The sequence below is a fragment of the Pseudoalteromonas sp. S2755 genome (assembly GCF_005886535.1).
Lineage (GTDB): Bacteria > Pseudomonadota > Gammaproteobacteria > Enterobacterales > Alteromonadaceae > Pseudoalteromonas.
In genome coordinates this window covers 17,554-36,609 of sequence record NZ_PNDS01000144.1, presented here as the reverse complement: position 1 = coordinate 36,609, position 19,056 = coordinate 17,554, and the positions used below count along the sequence as shown (strand labels likewise).

Annotated in this window: 10 protein-coding genes; all 10 read right to left on the bottom strand. The window is 46.6% G+C overall.

The window, feature by feature from the left end; genetic code table 11:
- Positions 1-6,307 (bottom strand): non-ribosomal peptide synthetase (locus CWC03_RS20495; RefSeq protein ID WP_138583450.1); only part of this gene is annotated, 6,307 nt, incomplete at its 3' end.
- A 3-nt stretch (positions 6,308-6,310) separates the two neighbouring features.
- Positions 6,311-10,864, bottom strand: coding sequence for a non-ribosomal peptide synthetase (locus CWC03_RS20490; protein ID WP_138583449.1), 4,554 nt, complete (start codon positions 10,862-10,864; stop codon positions 6,311-6,313).
- A 23-nt stretch (positions 10,865-10,887) separates the two neighbouring features.
- Entirely contained in the window at positions 10,888-11,643 is a 756-nt protein-coding gene (locus CWC03_RS20485) for a thioesterase II family protein (protein WP_138583448.1), read from the bottom strand.
- Positions 11,640-12,347: a hypothetical protein gene (locus CWC03_RS20480; protein ID WP_138583447.1), complete on the bottom strand. Its 708-nt coding sequence runs from the start codon at positions 12,345-12,347 to the stop codon at positions 11,640-11,642. The genes CWC03_RS20485 and CWC03_RS20480 overlap by 4 nt, the downstream gene beginning before the upstream one ends.
- Entirely contained in the window at positions 12,344-13,075 is a 732-nt protein-coding gene (locus tag CWC03_RS20475) for an SDR family NAD(P)-dependent oxidoreductase (RefSeq protein ID WP_039496061.1), read from the bottom strand. Before CWC03_RS20475 ends, CWC03_RS20480 begins: the two co-directional genes overlap by 4 nt.
- 11 nt (positions 13,076-13,086) lie before the next feature.
- Complete coding sequence (fabZ, locus tag CWC03_RS20470; protein WP_010369411.1) at positions 13,087-13,485, bottom strand: 3-hydroxyacyl-ACP dehydratase FabZ; 399 nt, start codon at positions 13,483-13,485, stop codon at positions 13,087-13,089.
- Positions 13,482-14,597 carry an ABC transporter permease gene (locus tag CWC03_RS20465; RefSeq protein ID WP_138583446.1) on the bottom strand — a complete coding sequence of 372 codons (1,116 nt, stop codon included), beginning with the start codon at positions 14,595-14,597 and terminating at the stop codon, positions 13,482-13,484. Before CWC03_RS20465 ends, fabZ begins: the two co-directional genes overlap by 4 nt.
- On the bottom strand, positions 14,590-15,357 hold the full coding sequence (locus CWC03_RS20460) for an ABC transporter ATP-binding protein (protein ID WP_138583445.1): 768 nt from the start codon (positions 15,355-15,357) through the stop codon (positions 14,590-14,592). Before CWC03_RS20460 ends, CWC03_RS20465 begins: the two co-directional genes overlap by 8 nt.
- A gap of 1 nt (position 15,358) precedes the next feature.
- On the bottom strand, positions 15,359-17,542 hold the full coding sequence (locus CWC03_RS20455; RefSeq protein ID WP_138583444.1) for a beta-ketoacyl-[acyl-carrier-protein] synthase family protein: 2,184 nt from the start codon (positions 17,540-17,542) through the stop codon (positions 15,359-15,361).
- On the bottom strand, positions 17,535-19,031 hold the full coding sequence (locus CWC03_RS20450; RefSeq protein WP_138583443.1) for an AMP-binding protein: 1,497 nt from the start codon (positions 19,029-19,031) through the stop codon (positions 17,535-17,537). Before CWC03_RS20450 ends, CWC03_RS20455 begins: the two co-directional genes overlap by 8 nt.
- Between the last annotated feature and the right edge of the window lie 25 nt (positions 19,032-19,056).

Genomic DNA, 19,056 nt, shown 5'->3' with positions numbered 1-19,056 from the left:
ATTCGGCGCCACCGGCTTTGAGCACGGCCAAAATAGCAATAAGCATCTCGCTACTGCGAGAAAAGTAGAGGGCGATAGGGGTATCGGCAGGCAATAGGCCAGCTTGGGCTTTGGGGTGCTGAGCAATGATTTGCTGTGCAAGGGCATTGGCTTTACCGTTCACTTCGGCATAAGACAGCGCTTCACCGCTGCTGGTTAACATGGCCGTCAGCTCTGGGGTGTTAGCGGCGTGCTGCTCTACTAAGCTGGCCAGATCTTTGTCGGAGGCAAACGATTCTGCGTTGTCTTGCCATTGACTGAGCGTTGTCTGCATTTGGTTATTGACCAAGCTAATGCTTTGATGGCTTTGTGTTAGTCGTTCCCCAAGCTGAATCAAAATAGCTTGTACTTGGTCAAGGATCCACTCTGCCCGCGCTGTGCTTAACCATTCTCCGTTGTAGTGCATCACAAAGTCTAAGCGGTCTTGCTCGCTTTGGGCCACCACAGAAAGCGGATAGTCGCCTTTTTCTATTGATTCTCTGAACTTCCAGCTGCCGGTATTTTCTGGAGTCGGGTAGTTTTCAAATACAAAGAGGGTATGGAACAAGCGTTGACCATCACGTTGCAGTTTTGACAAGCTCATGTCGCTGTGGCTATTGAGTGCAGCTACGCCTTTTTGAATGGCTTTGAGGATGTCATTACAGCTTGCTTCTGCATGCCAATTCACCACTAAAGGTAAGGTGTTGATAAATAAACCGACTGCTTGTTCAATCCCATTGACTGGAATTTCACGACCGGAAACTGTGCTACCTACAATCGTTTGGCTATCACCAGAATAGGTTTGCAGTAACTTATGCCAAGCAAATTGCAGTGCAACGTTGAGGGTTACGCCAGCTTGTTGACATGTATGTTGTAGCGACTTAAACGCCTTGCCTTGAAGACTAAACTGCACCGATTGCACTTGCTCAACAATTCGACTTTGCGACAAGTCATATTGGCCACCAAGCAATAAGTTAATATCGTTTGCGGTGTCAAATTCGGCTTGTTGTTGCTGCCAGTAAGCCTGAGTTTGCTTGGCATTTTTAAGGTAATAAGCTTGCGCCTCTAAATAGGTTTGCTGCGCTTGCACCTCTGGTGTTTTCCCAGCACAAAGCTGGCGATAATATCCCGCGACAGCTTGCAGCATTAACGGTCCACTCCAGCCATCATTAATGGCATGGTGCTCGGTTTTGATAAGTGTGTAGAGGTTTTCACTGCGCTTAAACAAGGTGAAGCGAATAAGCCCCGGTTGGTTTAGGTCAAACGGAACTTGTCGATCTTCGGCTTGCGCTTTGCTGATGGCTTGCTGTTGGCCGTGCTCGTCAAGGGATGATAGATCTACTATGGTGAAGTGACTGTCATCAATACTGGCGTCGCGACACACCACTTGGAGTAGACATTCTTGCCAATCAAAAGCGGTGCGTAGAATAGGGAAGCGAAGCGACGCTAAACGCCAGGCATGAATAAAGTGTTCAACCTCTAACGCTTGTTCAATATCCATGACCAATTGCACTCGGTAGGCATCATCCGTTGGAAAGTTAACAGCATGATAGATAAAGCCTTGTTGCAAGCTATTAGCAGGGTAAAGTGCTTCGATATTATAGTGTTTGCTCAGCGCTTGATAATGACCATAAGACAAGTCGCTTAATCCCAAATCGCTAGGGGTTTGCTGCGGCGCTTGCGCGGCTAGTTCACAGCTTGCATTAATGACCTGATGAAGCGCCATTTCAAAGTGCTCAACAAATGCCAGCGACTGTGATTGGTTCAACCTCGAAACCACGTCAAAGTGAAGCTTGTCACCGCGAACTGCACCATTGATGTTGAGTAGCAGTGCATTGTCAGCCTGAGCGTTTGCCTCAGTCATCACATAGCCTGCTTGAGTATCATCCAGCTGCCAGTCTCGGCTTTGCTGTTGTTGCTGATTCAATTGACCTAAGTAGTTAAAGCTCACCTGGGGGCGAATTGCGCTGACTTTGTCTGCTTGCACAAAAGCGCCATAGCCTACGCCTTTATCCGGGATCTGACGCAGCATTTCTTTGGTGTTTGCGATGGTTGCAATAACGTCGTCGTGGTGTTCAAGGCGCACCGGGTACATACTGGTAAACCAGCCTAAGGTTTGCGACACATCCAAGCGCGGATCTATATTTTCACGACCATGGCCTTCAAGTTGAATATGATTAACGGTACTGTCTAAAGTGCTGTGTAGGGCAATATTGAGTGCCGCCAAAAGCAAGTCGTTAATGTCAGTATTCAAACCAAGATTGGCATCTCGTAGCAATTTAGCGGTCGTCTCTTGCTCAAACGTGATGCTGTATTGTGATTGTGCTGAGTAAGTGGGTTGGCTAGTAAAGCCTTTTTGTACCTGCTGCCAATAGTACGCTTGCTCAGGGTGAGTCGCAGGGTAGGTGGCAATGGCATCTACCCACTGACGATAGCTAGTGAATTTGTCTGTAAGTGCTTCACCACTTAATAGGGTTTGTAAGTCTTGACTTAACACCCGCCACGATACCACATCAATAATGGCATGATGGAAGGCAAAGAATACCTGGCTACCCTCGGCCGTTTTCACCAACGCTGCCTGCCACAGGGGACCATTGAATAAATCAAATTGGCTTTGTAGTTTGGTCAATTCGTTAAATAATGCGTCTTTACTCAGAGTCGTTGCATCAAGTAATGGGACTTCAAATTCTATCGCCGCTTGGTACGCTTGTTTTACCCCGCTGCTGGTCTGAACAAAGTGACAACGTAGCATGTCATGATGCTCGCTCAGCACTTGAATAGCTTGAGTCAGCCCTTTGTAATCAATGTGTTCAGGTAAGTTAAGGGTAAATGCTTGGTTCCAATGGTGTGGATTTGGTAGTTCTAAACCGAAAAACCACTGCTGGATTGGCAGTAGTGCAAACTCACCACTTAACCTACCTTGCTCCGTGATAAGTTCAATGGTTTCAGTGCTAACGTGTTGAATTAAATAGGCCTGCGCTGCCACGCTTGGGGCGTCAATGATGTCTTTAACCTGAAGGTTAAAGCCAACTTTACGCAGCGCAGACACAAGTTGAATACTGACAATAGAATCGCCACCGACTTTGAAAAAGTCATCATTAACGCCCACTTGTTCTAGGCCCAATACTGACTGCCAAATACCACACAATTGTTTTTCTAATTCGCTGCTAGGGGCTTGATAGTTGTCTTCATCCACCACGGTTGGAATAGGCAATTGCTTGTGATCCAGCTTACCATTGTTGTTAAACGGTAACGCCGACATCACTTCAAAGTAGCTTGGGATCATATAGCTAGGTAAAACCTGAGCCAGTTCCTGTTTTACTGCATTTAGCTCTAACTCGCCGTGCTCTGGTACCACGTATGCGGCAAGTTGCTTGTTGCCCGCCTGTTCGAATACCATCACAGCGGCGACTTTCACTTGCGCCAACTCGTTGAGTTGAGCTTCTATTTCAGCAAGCTCAATCCTGAACCCGCGGATCTTCACTTGGTGATCGTTACGGCCTAAAAACTCTAATACGCCAGACTCAGACCAACGTCCTAAGTCTCCCGTTTTATACAGTTTATCTAGCCCGAGTTGTTTGGCCTTTGCGCTTGCAAACGGGTTATCGATAAAGCGCGCGGCGCTCATTTCTGGTTTATTAAGGTAGCCACACGCAAGTCCGGCTCCTGCTATAAATATCTCGCCTGTCGCGCCGTATGGCACTGGGTTAAGATGTTTATCAAGCAATAATACTTGGCGGTGATTAATGGCTTGGCCGATGGGCACCGGGCCATCAATATTGGCGCATGGATAGAAAGTGGTAAATGTTGTGCTTTCGGTTGGCCCGTAAGCGTTAATCACCAACTCAGGTCGTGCGTTTCTTGCAAGAATGCTTTTCACTATACTTGGAGTGATTGCCTCACCGCCTGTTAGTACGCAGCGGACATTGTCATAAATATCAGGTTGTTGTAAATACAGCGAATCAAACAGTGTGCGCGTTAGCCAAAGTATACTAACGCCGTGCTGTTTAATTAACCTTGATAGGCTGTCAGGATCCGCGCCTTGTTGCGCACTTGCTACAACCAATTTGCAGCCGTTTATTAGTGGTGTCCAAATCTCAAATGTGGCGGCGTCAAAGTTTGGATTAGATAGGTGAATAAACACGTCGTTTTCTGACGTGTTTATTAAGTCAGTATCTTGTACCAAAGAAACAACGCCACGGTGTGGAACGACCACGCCCTTTGGTTCACCTGTCGTACCGGATGTATAGATCACATAGGCTTCGGTTTGCGCATGTGCACCTGACAGTACGGGCGCTGCATCAGACAAAGACAAGCTGTCTAAGCAGGTAATTTGCGGCTCTGCATCACAACTTGCAACGAGTGTTTCGATACGCGGGCGCAGCTCGCTTTGTGTTAAAATCAAGCCAAGTTGCGTGTCGTTGAGCATATATTCTATGCGCTGATCTGGATAGTCAGGGTTAAGCGGTACATAAGCACAACCCGCCTTTAGGATAGCTAGTTTTGCGATTACCATTGCAATAGAGCGTTCACAGAAAAGCCCCACAAAGCGATGGCTAGCGCCAACGTCCACATGATCTTTAATGTAGGCGGCAAGATTATTCGCGCTTTGTTCTAACTCTTGATAGGTCAGCTGCATTTCGCCTTCAACCAGCGCTATTCGAGTTGGCGTTTTTTGTACTTGCTGAGCAACCAATTCATGGATAGTAGAGTGCAAATAATCCGCATGCTCATCTACCTCAACCATTGGTGCTCGCTCGTCATTACTTAACAAAGAAATTTGGCTATGCGGCTGGTTCTCATCAGCAATAATGGCATCTAACACCAATGTCATTTGGGTGAGCAATCGCTGTGCTTTGCTTGGTGCCAACATGGTTTCGCAGAAGCTTAACTTAAGTAGCAAGATATCTTGTTGTTCAACAATGCTGATGGTGAGCGGATAGTCTACTTTTTCAATCATCTTATCGAATGACCATTCGAGCACGTCTTGTCCCGCTGGTGTCGGATAGTTTTCAAATACAAATAGACTGTTGAACAGGCGAGTATTCGGCTCTTGTAGTTGCGACAGTGAAACACTGCTGTTGCCGTTAAGTTCTGCAATTTTTTCTTTCAGCGCTGTAAGCTGGGTGCGAATACTGGCCGTTTCTTGCCAATCAAGGGAAAGAGGTAGGGTATTGATATATAAACCAACACTGGCATGGATCCCGTCAATGGGGAGTTCACGACCCGAGACCGTTGTGCCTACTATGGTTTGCTCAGCGTCGCAGTAATATTGCAGTACTTTATGCCAAGCAAATTGCATTAAGACGTTCAGCGTTAGTCCGTGTTGTTTAGCAAATGCTTTGAGCTGTTGATGGCGCTCTGAAGAGAGCTTTAATTCGCTCGCCGCTGCTTTTTGGATCTGTGACGAGCCAGATTGGTCAATATTTTTACTCAATAAGCGGTTGATATCATTGGGCTCACCAAATTGTGCTTTTTGGGTTTGCCAATAGCTATCGCTAGATTTTTGATTTTGCTGATAGCGCGCTTGTGTTTGTAGGTAAGCCGTTTCTTCTTCCACAATGACCGGCTCGCCTTTGGTTAGTTTGGCGTAGTTTTGATGCACGGTTTGCAGCATCACCGGAAAGCTCCAGCCATCGCTGATGCTGTGGTGTTCTGCTTTAATTAGGGTGTAATGTGCATCACCGCGCTTAACGATAGCAAAGCGCATTAATCCCGGCTGAGTCAAATCGAAAGGCGTATTACGGTCGTCGTGAATGAGCTTATCGATACGTGTCTGTTGTTCAATGTGGTCTAACCTACTGAAGTCGTGAAAACTGAAGTGATTTGGGGTAAATCCGGCTCCTCCTTTGATCACTTGGATGATTTCATTTTCCCAGTTGAACGCAGTACGTAGCGCAGGGTAACGCATTGATGCCAAGATCCAAGCCTGTTGGTAAGCATCGACATCGAGTGCTTGATGGTAATCGATGACTAACTGAACTCGGTAAGCATCGTCATTTGGTTGGGCAAGGTGATGATAAACAAAACCTTTTTGCATACTGTTAGCATCAAAGATGGCACGGATCTCAGATGCCTTTTTATGCTCAGTCGCTAGTAACTGTTCAAAGTCTTGTTCGGAAAAAACTTGCTGCGATACAAGGTAATCTAATAATGCGGCTTTATTTGCTTTGAGGTAATCAACCCATTGTTGGCTGAGTCCTTGCTCACCATGGACAATTTTAAGTTTGTCTCCATTGGCCCAAAGCGCAATGTTATCCTTTGCAAGTGATTGGCATAAATTCAACATGGTTTAAATCTCTAATTCTTGTGTTTTTTCAGACTGAGTCGTGGTTTGTTCTAGTTGTGTTTCACTTAACTGGGATTGCAGTGCAGCTAGTTGCTCCTGAGAAAGCGAGCCCGCGCCAAAGTCGCTAGGGGTGCTTACACCGCCGCGCTTCTTCGCCTCGATTGCCGTATCCAATACATCATGCAGCGCTTGTGTTAAGTGAGTAGCGAAGGCATCGGTAAGATTGCCATCTAGCAATGAATCCACTTTGATCCTGAGTTGCTCGCCTTGAACCAGCGCATTGATATCGAGGATCAGATCTGAGCCGTTTTGTGCAGAACTTGTCTCGGTTTGCAGTTGGTTGTCTATCTGCCAAAGCGCATCGCTTTGTCCACCCAATTGGCCTAGGTAGTTAAAGCTGATATTTGGCAACGTTAAGCTGGTGTCTTGCAGTTGTGCGCTACCAAAACCAAGACCTTTATTTGGGATCTGGCGTAGCGCTTCTTTGGCATCAATAATGGTATCGCTTAGTGTCGCTTGTTGAGTCAGGCGTAGCGGGTACAAACAAGTAAACCAGCCAATTGTTTGGTTGATATCAGCATCATCACGCCACATTTCACGACCATGACTTTCCAACGTGATAGCATGCTGAGTTTGCTTAAAGGTTTTACTCAATGCTTGGCACAAAGCAGCCAGTAGTAACTCTTCACCTTGCGTATTGAAGCCTGCATTTGCGTCACGTATTAAGCGGGCTGTGGCCTGCGCGTCTAACTCTAACCAAGCGGTTGACGGTGTTGCAGCCATGCTTGGCGGATAGCTTGGTAAGTTGGTTGCTATACGCTGCCAAAATGCCATTTCTTGCGGGTGTGCTGCCGGGTACGCTTGCATCATTTCTACCCATTGTCGATAGCTGGTACGTTTACTCAGCAACGCGCCTTGTGCTAAAAGGGTTTGCAAATCTTGCGCAATGATCCGCCAAGAAACCGCATCGATGATTAAGTGGTGAAGTGCAAAGTGAAGCAGGTCGTAGTCTTCACAAAATGCTTCGATATGTGTAACTTGCCAAAGTGGGCCATTACAAATATCGAACTGGCTTTGTCGCGCGTTGAGCTCTGCTTGTACATCGTGCGACTTGCCGTTAAGGACGTTGAGTGGCGCCATCGTACTAACATCGTTATATTCTTGCGTAATATGGCCTTCAAATTCCATAAAGGTTGTGCGCAACATATCATGTTGATCACTTAAACTGTGTAGCGCCTCTTGTAATTGAGTTTGGCTAAAGCCGCTTGGGATCCTGATTGCAAATGCTTGATTCCAATGATTCTCCTCCGGTAGTGCTTTATTGAAAAACCATTGTTGAATTGGCAGTAGATCAAAGCGTCCGCTCAGCAGACCTTGCTCTTGTATTATCTCTCGTTGAGTCGCTTGTACGCTAACGATACGTTGACTTAACGTTGCTGCAGTTGGACAATCAAAGATATCTTTTACTTGCAGTTCAATGCCTTGCTTTCTGAGCAAAGCAACGAGTTGAATCGTGAGAATAGAATCACCACCGATAGCAAAGAAATCATCTTTGGTGCTCACTTGCTCAACACCAAGCAACGTTTTAAATGCTTCACACAGTTGCGCTTCCGTTTCGTCTTGCGGCGCCACATATTCGCTTTGGCTTACCAGTTCAGGCTCTGGCAACGCTTTACGGTCTAATTTACCATTGCCAGTCAAAGGTATCTCCGCAAGCTCAGTCCACGTTTTTGGCTGCATGTAACTGGGTAGTGCTTGACTCACGTGGGCTTTCACTTGGGCTGTTTGGCCGTGATGTTGTGGCTTAAACTTGATGTAAGCGGCTAGGTAGGGAACACCTTGTAAGGTACGGTCGATAACCACCGCTTGGGCAACTTCTGGCAATTGGTTGATCACGCTTTCGATTTCACCCAGTTCAATACGGTAGCCACGGATCTTCACCTGATTATCGTTACGACCGATATACTCCAATTCACCATCCGGTAGACGTCTTGCCAAGTCACCGGTTTTATACAGTCTGGCTCGTCCTTGTTGAATATCTTGTTCGCTTGCATATGGGCTGCTAATAAAGCGTTCTTGACTGAGTGCTTGGCGGTTTAAATAGCCCCGTGCTAGACCTGCACCGCCAATATATAACTCACCGCAGGCACCGGGTTCGACCAACTGCAATTTAGAATTTAGCACGTATGCTTTCATATCTAATATGGGTCTACCGATATGAGAGGCTTTAGAACTTGATTGTTGCGTGAGTGCTTTATAGGTGACATGTACCGTGGTTTCAGTGATCCCATACATGTTGACCAATAGCGGCTGTTCATCGCCGTAGTAGTTCCACCAAGGGGTGAGCATTTCGGGGTTAAGTTTGTCACCACCGAAAATCACATACCTCAGTTTGTCAAAGTTCAATTTTGCGCTTAGTGCCGCTGCACTAAATTCATAGAATGCGGCAGGAGTCTGATTAAGCACAGTCACTTGATTGTCTGAACAGTAGTCTGCAAAGGCCTCAAAATCACGGATCAGGCTGTTGTCAGGAATACAGAGTTTACCGCCATAAAGTAGGGCACCCCACATTTCCCATACGCTAAAGTCAAAAGTATAGGCATGGTAAAGCACCCAGATATCGTGATGGTCAAAGCCATAATCTTGCTCCGTTGCCGTGAATAATCGAGCAACGTTTTCATGAGTTTGCATCACGCCTTTTGGTTGGCCTGTCGTACCTGAGGTATAAATGATGTATACCAAATCCTGCGGTGATTGGCTGATGATAGGGGCTGTGTCGCTTTGTTGCTGAGCATTGAGTGGTGTAACTAATGGGCAAGCCACCTCCGCCAAACGGCATTTGTCTTGTGCGGCGGCATACTCTTGTTCGTCGACAATCAATAGACTTGGGTTGGTATCACTTAGAATAAAGGTTGTTCGCTCGCTGGCATGGTCGGGAGACAGCGGCACATAAGCCGCACCCGCTTTAGTGACAGCAAGAATTGCAATCAGCATCTCGATAGAAGGCTGCATGTACAGCGCAATTAACGTATCGGCAGTGAGGGGTCGTTGATACTGAGACTGATATTGCTCCCGTAAATGCAAGGCAAGGGCGTTGGCTCTGGCGTTAAGGGATTTATAATCAATAGATTGTGTTTGGGTTTGTAGCGCGATTTGATCTGGGTGTTTACTTACCGCTTGTTCAAACCAATGATTTAAAGTGGTGTCGGAAAAGAACGTTTCATTATCTTGATTGCTGCGCGCCAAGATAAGCTTTTGCTCTTCTTCATCCAGTACAGGCAGTTCGGCGATATTAAGATCACTAGAGTGGGTAAGTAATTCAATAAAGCGCGCCTGAATATCGGTGATCCGTGTCATTGCCACGCGAGAAAAGACAGACTTAGCGGCGACCACTTTACGACAAAGACCACCTTCGGTTTCAAAATGCGTAAATTCGATATCAAATTGTGAAACACCAGGCTCAATGGATACCCCTTTGATAATGGTATCTCCCGCTGTGCCCAAAGCAAGTTCGTACCCTTGGCGACCAATCATCAACGGGGTGATCCCTGGACGAATGCCATTGCTTTTTAGCTTGGCTAAGTAGTTACAGGTGACATTAATATGCTTTGCAGCGTCTTTATTATTATTTCCTGACAGCAGTAACTGGGTGAGCTGGTTACTGACTTCACTGATAAGCGATGCGCCTGTGTACTGCTCAATATCGCAAATAGAAACCGTTTCAACGTCTGAGTAATGACCTAAGATCGCGCGTGTTTTACGGGTGCGGCGAGCCATCGGGATCCCTATGGTCAAATCGGTTTGCCCAGTGGTATGAAATAAAGTCAAAAAGACGCTGGCAAGCACGACGCTAAAACTCGTGACGCCAGCTTGAGAGGCCACCTGTTTTACTTGTTTGAGTGCCTCTGGGTTTTCTTCACGAAACGCGATGCCGTCATAATGGTGTGCGAGTGCCTCAGTATTACTCCGGTAAAAATCGATAGGATAGAGTTCGCTCTTTTGGGAAGTTGCTGCACGCTCAGGCTTTTCTTCAAACATCACTTGATAATCAAGGGGGGCGAGATCAAGTTCAGAGTTATCAAGCACCGCTTCTACACATGCGAGTAAATCGCTCATTAGTACTTGCAATGCCCACTGGTCACAGTTGATGTGGTGTCCTTTGATGGTCAATAGCAACCGAGTTTCTGAGCTACAAGCATAGAATTGAAAGGTCTCTTTAGTGATATCGATAGCTTGCTCAATTAAGGTTTTGGCGGTGACTGCGTCACTAAAAGCGGCAATCTCATCAGGCACGGCTAATAACTTAGGGGCACTGGCTAATAATTCGAGTTGTGGTTCGCCTTGGGTTTCATCAATACGACTCGATAAAACTGGGTGCCTTGCAAATAGCAATACCAAGGCTTGCTCTAGTGCCTCGGCCGTGAGCCCGCCGGTAAATTGTACCGCGCAAGCGATGTTATATACTGGATTTGCCAAATCAAGCTGTTGAGCTTGCCATACGTGAAGTTGCCTCGTTGTCAGAGACTTGAAATTGGCGGAATTGGACAGTGAGTTCATTGTGTGATCCTTGTTTTTTCGCCTTAACACAACGGCTTTTGCCAGTTTGCTTTTTGGTATTTTGTTTGCTGCAAGCGAGCTAGGTGTCGCGCTACAGCGGCGACAATCACCTCACATGCCAGCGTTGGGCGTTGCTGTAAATACATATGACAGCCATCGACATGATGGTATTGGAAATGGTTCTCGCAGTACTCAGACCAAGCTTGGTGTGACTCAGGCTTAACCAAGTGGTCTTGTGTGGCGAGGATCAGTTCGACCGGCATCGTCAACGTGATGTCAGTGCTGACTGGTTGCTCGGCTAACATAAAGTCGTCTTTAAACATGGCGGCCACAACCGCTTCTACGTCCTTAGTTAAACGATGTTTAGGCAGCATGTCGAGATGATATAAAGTCGTGAGCAAGTCCGAGTCAGTCAACTTTGAGTACTGGGTAGCCGAGGGAATACTTGGCGCGCGGCATCCAGATAAACAGAGTAAATCCGGCGTTGTCAGAGCGTGTTTAGCAAGATGATCGGCAAGCTTATAAGCCACCATACCGCCAAGGCTATGACCAAAAAACACGCACAGCCGCTCACTACGCGGCTGAAGTTGCGTGCTACTACTTAGGTGACTAAGTGCCTCATCCCAGTCCCGTAAAGATTGCATACCTGCTTTAGTACCACGGCCCGGTAAGTCGATGCCGTGGAGTTGCCAATGCGCAGGTAAATGTTTGGCCCATTCCCTAAAAAACAAAGAAGAGCCACCTGCGTGATGGAAACAGTATAAGTCAACCGGCATCATAGCTTGAGCTCCAGCGTTGGTGTGAATGCGATGGATTGACCGGTGAGCATGGTGTTGGTTTTCATAAAGTTGACTAGGTATTCCACCAAGTCTTGATAGCTGTATACCGCAGGTCGTGCACCCAGTACGCCTCCTTTTAGGTTGCGCTTTTGGATTCTTGCGGCTTTGCTATCGGTAGCCAGTAGCGGTAACACAAAACTGTTAACTGCCAGTTTGCTACCTTGATACTCGCGTGCGAGCGTCATCATCAATGCATTATGAGCGTGGTTACAGACACTGGCGGTGGCTTCTAACTCGTAATTTAAGGTGTCTGATTGCGTTAAAAAGACGAGGTTTCCACCACTCACTCTGAGGTTGTCGGCGATGACTCTGAGTGCCGCAAATGCGCTTTCTAGGCGCGCAATCACTTGCTCGCCAACGGCAATGTCTTCGAGTAGATTGCGTTCATCAAGGCGATTGGCACAATGCAGCACCATCACTTCTTGCTGATTATTATTGATTTCAAACCAATCTAGTAATGTATTGGTATTTAACTCCGAGAGGGGAGCGTTGAGGTGGATATGGCTCGCTTCTGGATTATGCGCGAGCACCTCAGCACTTGCATTGATAAGGAGTAATGGATGTTTTTGCGACAGCAAATGGGTAACGAAGTGGCTATCAAACTCACTTGTTGGATAAAGTAAAATAAACGCTTGAGCATTCATACCGCAAGCCCTCCATCCAAACGAAGCACATTTCCAGTTTGGTAGTTAGAGGCGCTAGAAGCGAGATATAGCGTGGCATCAGCAATTTCTTTGACGCTCCCAACACGACCAAGTGCGGTATGTTTAAGCACCGGGTTGATGATGCTTGCGGGGATATCATCAATCATATCGGTTGCAATAAACGTCGGAGCGAGTGCGTTACAGTAAATACCACAGTGACCATATTGCCGTGCAATAGTCCGAGTGAGGCCTATAATTGCGCCTTTTGAGGTCGCGTAGTTGGCTTGGCCTTCTCGCCCGCTTATTCCGCTTTGCGACACCATATTGATAATCTTGCCTGCACCTTGCTTAGTCATGACTGGCAATACCGCTTGGCAACACAGCAATGTACCCTTGAAGTTGATGTCTAACACGTTATGAAACGCGTCGTACGACATCTGAGAGAACAAGCTATCATTCGTGATCCCGGCGTTATTCACCAACACATCAACCCGACCCGTGTCGCTTATCGCTTGGCGAATAGCGGAGTTGACGAACTCGCTGTCGGTAATATTGCCGCTTTGCTGAGTGAAACGAGCTTGATACTCAGGTTTGTGTAACTCCGCGATGGGGGTTTGTGTGCGACAAATACCGTATACTCGAGCACCACCTTGCAAAAAGGCGAGTGCGATGCCTTTGCCTATCCCTTTGGATACGCCAGTCACTACTACTGTCTTTCCAGTAAACACAACCAAGTTCCTTAATCCGTGTAAACAATCGTGAGTTCGGCTTTTGCAACCAACTCATCTTCAACGTGTGCTTGTGCTTTAAAGCGCGCCATCGCACCAAATTCAGTTTCTAGTTTTGCCGTTACTTTAATGATTTCGCCGGGACGAACAGGGCGACTAAATTTGGCTTTTTCTATGGAAGACAGCATGCCCCCTTTGTGCGTGTTGTTGCAGCACAAGCCGCTGATCTGCGCCATAGTCTCAATGATTAACACACCAGGGAAAATAGGCTCATCCGGAAAATGTCCTTGCAGGCCAGGTTCGTTATGCGAGACAAACTTTAGTCCAACAATCATCTCTCCTGGTGAATGTTCGATTATCTTGTCTGCAAACTTAAATGGTGCCTTGTGCGGCAAGTTATCGGTGATCATGATTTTTCATCTCCCCAGTCAAAGCAGAAGTAAACGATGAGGAAGAACACCACGCTGGTGACGCCTAAAATAATCAGCTGACGACTTACTGCAGCCAGTTCAACCCCTTGGTTTGCGACTAAGCGCAGTGCATCCAAAAACGCAGTGGTTGGCAGTAACGAAACGATTTCTCGCAGTAGAGTGGGGAAGTTAGCGGTGTCGAAATAAATGCCCGATAAGAACATCAACGGAAAGTAAAGTAAGTTTGCTATCCCTGATGAGACTTCAACCCGTTGGCTACGGGCGCCGACTAACACGCCGAGCATACAGATACAAAATGAACCGAGTGCCATTACCGCAATGATATCCAGCACGTTTCCTTGCAGTGTGTAACCAAATAAAAAGTGAAATGCGACGAACAGAATCAGCATTTGGAACACCAGTAAGAATAAGCGTGCGAGCACGATCCCAATGATGTAATCACGGCGCTTGAAAGGAGAAAGGCGTAGGCGTTTAAAAAAGCCGTTTTGTCTGTCCGACACTAAACTGTTGGCAATCGACACCAGTGCTAAACCAAGAACTTGTAACACGATGATCCCAGGGATCAACCAGTCAGTGTAACGATAACCTTTGACGCTAATGACATTGCTTTGCATCTCTTCGCCGTTAGCTTGCGCTTTAAGACGCAATAGATAGTTACGTGCCATTAATGACTCATCGGAGTTATGAGTAGAAAACATAGCGTTGGGGGCAAGGTAAACTTCAGGGCTCACCTCATTTTGCAGCTTACGCAGCACTGAGCCTGGTGAGCTGATCACTTCCGCCAGCTGAGCAGAAGCAAAGCTGTCTTCCAGCACAATAGAATCGGTTTGTGAGAGGCGGGTAATGGTAACGAGTGGATCTTCCTCCATCGCTTTAAGCCATTTCTGTTCAATTTGCTCGCCATGCATCACCACCACATTCATAGGAGACATTTTTGGTCCACCGGAGAAGGCTTGGATCAACAATAGGGCGATAAAAATAGGTAAACCGAATGTCCATAGCAATACCGCTTTATCACGGAAAAAAGGTCGAATATTGACCATCATTAATTGCCAAAATGGATATAACTTAGTTTGACTTAACTCAGGCATAACTTTCCCTCTCCATCGTGGAACCTGTGAGTTTCAAAAATACGTCGTTGAGTGTGGCTTTTCTGGGTTCTTTAATCACCGGAGTCTCAAAGGTGCGATTAATAATGTCGCTTGGCGCGCCTGACTCTATGATTTGACCTGAATTAATGATGGCTAAGTTGTCGCATAAGAACTCAGCCTCATCCATGTAGTGCGTCGTTAACATCACACAGGTTCCGGCTTCTTTGAGATCTTTAATGATGTGCCAAAACTCTTGACGACTTGTGGGGTCAAGTCCCGTAGTTGGCTCATCTAAAAACACCAACTTGGGCTGGCCAACCACTGCCATCGCCAAAAATACGCGTTGCTTTTGTCCACCACTGAGTTCGCTTAGCCAAGCGTCTTTTTTCTCACTTAAATTGAAGCGCTCAAGCAGCGTATCAATTGGCGTGTAGCTTGGATAAAAGCTGGCAAATAGCTCGACGCACTCTTTTACTTTGAGTTTTTCGTAGAGGTTATTGTGTTGCATCACGCCACCCATAAGGCCGCGAAGTTTGGTTTCGTGTTGCTTCCAATTAAGACCAAATAACGTCACTTCACCTGACGTTGCACTACGCAAGCCCTGAAGTATTTCCAACGTCGTGGTTTTTCCGGCGCCATTGGGCCCAAGGAGTCCAAAACATTCGCCTTCGCTAACGCTAAAAGAGACGTCATCGACGGCAACTTTTCGTGTTCTTTTGTAGACCTTCCTTAAGTTCTTCACTTCGATCACGGTCGTCATCTTATTTCCTTACTGTTCGTAAAATACATCCCGTCATACTTCCCGCGAGATTAACGCTTAGGAGTAGGGTTTGATCTAACTCGGTATCACCAGCTGGGGTGTTGAGTGCATGCATTAGCGCACGCACTGCTAATTCTGTACTGTGTAGAGGCGTGGTTTGTGGTTGATATTTTATAAGTTGAGCTTGTGGTAAATGGCTGTCCAAGCTTGCTGCAATGGTGGCAAATGCGTCGTCGTGATGAGTACTTAACACGACCTTACCCACTTGGCCCAGCTTCTTAGCATTGCTTGCCAATAATTTGTCTAATGCTTGATGTTCCTGCGCATCATTGATTTGAATAAAATCAATGAGTTCTGCGAGAGGTTGGTAGCCTGCCGGTAACACCTCGCTGGTTGACAAGAGTGCCGCGCTGGAAAAATGCCCGATATCTGCTTGGAATTGATGTGCAGCCCAGACTTGCTGCGAGAGCGCAGTATCGTCTTGCGAGCTACATACCATCGCATATCGACTTCGGCCTTCACGCATATCAAGAGTTGCGCTCCAAAGCGCATGTAGAAAGTCATTGCCTAAATCACTCACACAAGTGGCCGAGTTTTTAAAGCCGAAGCCGAGTGCCAGTTGCCCTAATGTGGCATTGACGACGGTATTGGGGAAGTGCGTACTTTTTAGCTCTGCAATGCCATCTTGAAATGATGCGAGGTTTTTATCTAAGGTTTCCAGCGAGCCAATGGGATTAGCGTAGTAGGCTGCGAATTCAGGCAGTGGTAATTGAGCCAGATCGAGCTCACTGTCTTGTAAGGTAAATTGACAGGCACCTAAAGCAAATTGGGCAACACACGGTGTACGGCGCTGGAAAAGTGCAGGGAACTGCTGTTTTAAGTTAAATTCAGCAAAGTGGTCGGTGCTATTTTGTCTAGCATGGTACACTTCAGTATCTGATAGGCTGGTGGCGGCAAGTAGATACACCGGTTTTGGCGCCGTGTTAATCGACGTTTTCTGGTGTTTACTGAGTAGCATGCTGGTATTGTGGCCACCAAACGCTGAGTTAGTCACCGCAAAAACATCAACAACCTGAGGCTTCGCCTGATTGGTTACTAATTGATACGCTTGGCAACAAGATCTTATTGAGTCGACACCCAGTGTTGCTGGTAGAAGTCCCTCATCCTGGCTGACCAAGGTTGAAATAAGTTCTACGGCACCAGCGGCACCAAGGGTATGACCAAAGTAAGATTTACTACTTGAAACTGAGACATCGCGCATGGCCTGCGCACCAATGGCTGATTGGATCCCTTTTAGTTCTGCGCCATCATTTGCTGGCGTACCAGTCCCGTGGCTGTTGATATATTCAATATCACTTGCCGCAACGGGGGCATAGGACAATGTCTGCGTAAAAGCACGGCGTACACCATCGCCCTCGGGGTTAGGTGCTGTAGCGTGGTGAGCATCTAAGCTTGACCCTGTCGCGAGCAATTGATATCGCAGCGTTGCGTTACGCTTATTGGCATGTGTTTGCGATTCAAAGACTAAAAACCCTGCGCCTTCACCTAAACTTAATCCCATTTTTTCGCTGTACGGAGCACAAGGTTCAGGACTCAAGGACTGTACCGACTGAAAGCCGCCGTAAACCAGATCGCTTAGAGCATCCGCACCGCCAGCAATGACGACATCGGCTTGGTCATTTTCGATAAGTTGCTTAGCAAAAGCAATGGCACTGCTACTTGCGGTACAGGCTGAGGTGAAGGTCATTACAGGGCCTTGAATACCAAAGTGGCGGCTGACATCGGTTGCAATTTGATGCGGTGGATAAAACTTAAATCCCAGTTGATGCTGACCTTTAAGGCTCTCCATTAATGAAAACATACCGCAATTTGCATTACCGAGAATAAATGCCACACGAGTACTGTCTATCTGAGTTAAGGCTAGGTTTGCATGCTCAAGTGCTTCTGTAACGGTATGGATAGCGTATTGGCTCGCCAGGTCCATATCAAAATGTTCTGCGCTGTGGTTCTCGTAGTTAATAGCGAGTGCCCCAACATTGTGTGTTAGTCCCTGTGTGTCGAAACGATTGATGCGGTCAATACCAGTGCGGTTTTCCTTGATGCTAGTTAGCAGCGCTTGGCGATTCTCGCCCGCTGCACAAAGCACACCATAACCAGTAATGAAAGTTTGTTGTTTATTATTCATGTACGCATTCCTGTAGTGCCGAGAGGGTGATTTTGCCGAGCTCGTTTTCTGGAAACTGCGCCAAAAAATGAACCTGCGGCGTGGGTAAATCTTTAAACCAACTTCTGATGTCCTGAAGTGTAGGGATGCAAGATAGTCCTTCGACAAAGGCGACCAGCTCGCCCCCTTTATTATTGTTATTGTCCTCGATAAAAAACACGCGATGGCGAAGCCCCACAAATCGTTCTTGGAGGATTTTTTCTATACTTTGTAGCGAGTAGCGTTTACCTGCATATTTAAATATTTGGTCTGCGCGCCCACCATGTGTGAATTGACTTTCATTGCTGAAAATCAGCTTATCTTTGAGCTCAAACTCTTCACAATTAGCCACTAAAAATGGCGACCTCAACATGGTTTTGCGCTCGGCATTTTGATAAATATCGACCGCAGTGAATTTGGTAAAGTGCGTTTCATTGTTACCTAATGGACGATAGCCGATACCGCCGGTTTCAGTGCTTCCTAGTACTTCAAAAGCTTGTAATGGAAGTGATAAGTAAGAAATAAGGTCGGCAAGTTTTTGCTCTTTCTCACCTTTGAATGGTGCACCTGAGCTTATTAAGTAGCAGTGGTTTTGGGTTAATTGATCGGCCACAAAGTCAAACATAGTTGGTGTTAAGATCACACCTACCTGTTTGTCTTTTAGAGGTTGTAAATCCGGTGTTGAACCGAGTTCGTAACACACCGGTTTGCCAAGCTGCAGAGGGAGCATAAATGCCCAAATAAAGCCGAACATGTGGCGGATATCAACGCAAGCACAAAAATAATCTACTGCGTCAAACGAGAAAGTGTCGGCAAAGGTGACGGCTTCAGCATGGAGTGAGGCGATGGATTTATGCCAAGTTTGTGGCTTGCCTGTGCTGCCTGACGTTTCAAAGCCAATTGTCTTATCGCTATGGTGTTGTAAAAATGCCGTCATGGAGCGAAACGGACTTTCTACTTCTTGATTGGCAAGCGCGAGTTCTTGCCAGCTAAATGCACTAGCGTTCGTGGCCGCATTCGCACTTAATATCGGAGTGATATTGTGTGCTAATAACACCATAGTGCTCACAATGATATCGCAGGGCGTGCCATCTTTGATAAGGCGAGCCTGACCGGTGATCTCACACTCTAGACTACGCTGTATCAATGCTAGTAAATCGGTCTCTTCGAGAGAGGTGACTTGATCTGCCCAAGTCTCCAAGGGGGTTACTTGTTTTTGTTGCGTTAAGCTTAACGCTATTTGACGTGTTAGTGTCGTCAAAGTTACAGTGCTCAATTCGCCCAAGTCTTTTAATTGGAACGCTTTTTTACATGCAGCAGATAACTGCATAAGGTCGACCGAGTCGAGAAATAGTGGCGCTTCAATTAAATTGGCGTCGTCACTTATTACGTCTAGTTGTTCTTTATCTACTTCTAACTCAGCTTCAATCAGTTGCATGAGTGTTGAACGAATGGCACTGTATGTTTGCATGGTGTCCTTCCAAGCGAAAATGGTT

Excerpts from the sequence above, each read along its gene's own strand:
- CWC03_RS20455 (WP_138583444.1), bottom strand. The coding sequence starts at position 17,542 with ATGAATAATAAACAACAAACTTTCATTACTGGTTATGGTGTGCTTTGT.
- CWC03_RS20490 (WP_138583449.1), bottom strand. The coding sequence starts at position 10,864 with ATGAACTCACTGTCCAATTCCGCCAATTTCAAGTCTCTGACAACGAGG.
- CWC03_RS20480 (WP_138583447.1), bottom strand. The coding sequence starts at position 12,347 with ATGAATGCTCAAGCGTTTATTTTACTTTATCCAACAAGTGAGTTTGAT.
- CWC03_RS20460 (WP_138583445.1), bottom strand. The coding sequence starts at position 15,357 with ATGACGACCGTGATCGAAGTGAAGAACTTAAGGAAGGTCTACAAAAGA.
- fabZ (WP_010369411.1), bottom strand. The coding sequence starts at position 13,485 with ATGATCACCGATAACTTGCCGCACAAGGCACCATTTAAGTTTGCAGAC.
- CWC03_RS20485 (WP_138583448.1), bottom strand. The coding sequence starts at position 11,643 with ATGATGCCGGTTGACTTATACTGTTTCCATCACGCAGGTGGCTCTTCT.
- CWC03_RS20450 (WP_138583443.1), bottom strand. The coding sequence starts at position 19,031 with ATGCAAACATACAGTGCCATTCGTTCAACACTCATGCAACTGATTGAA.
- CWC03_RS20465 (WP_138583446.1), bottom strand. The coding sequence starts at position 14,597 with ATGCCTGAGTTAAGTCAAACTAAGTTATATCCATTTTGGCAATTAATG.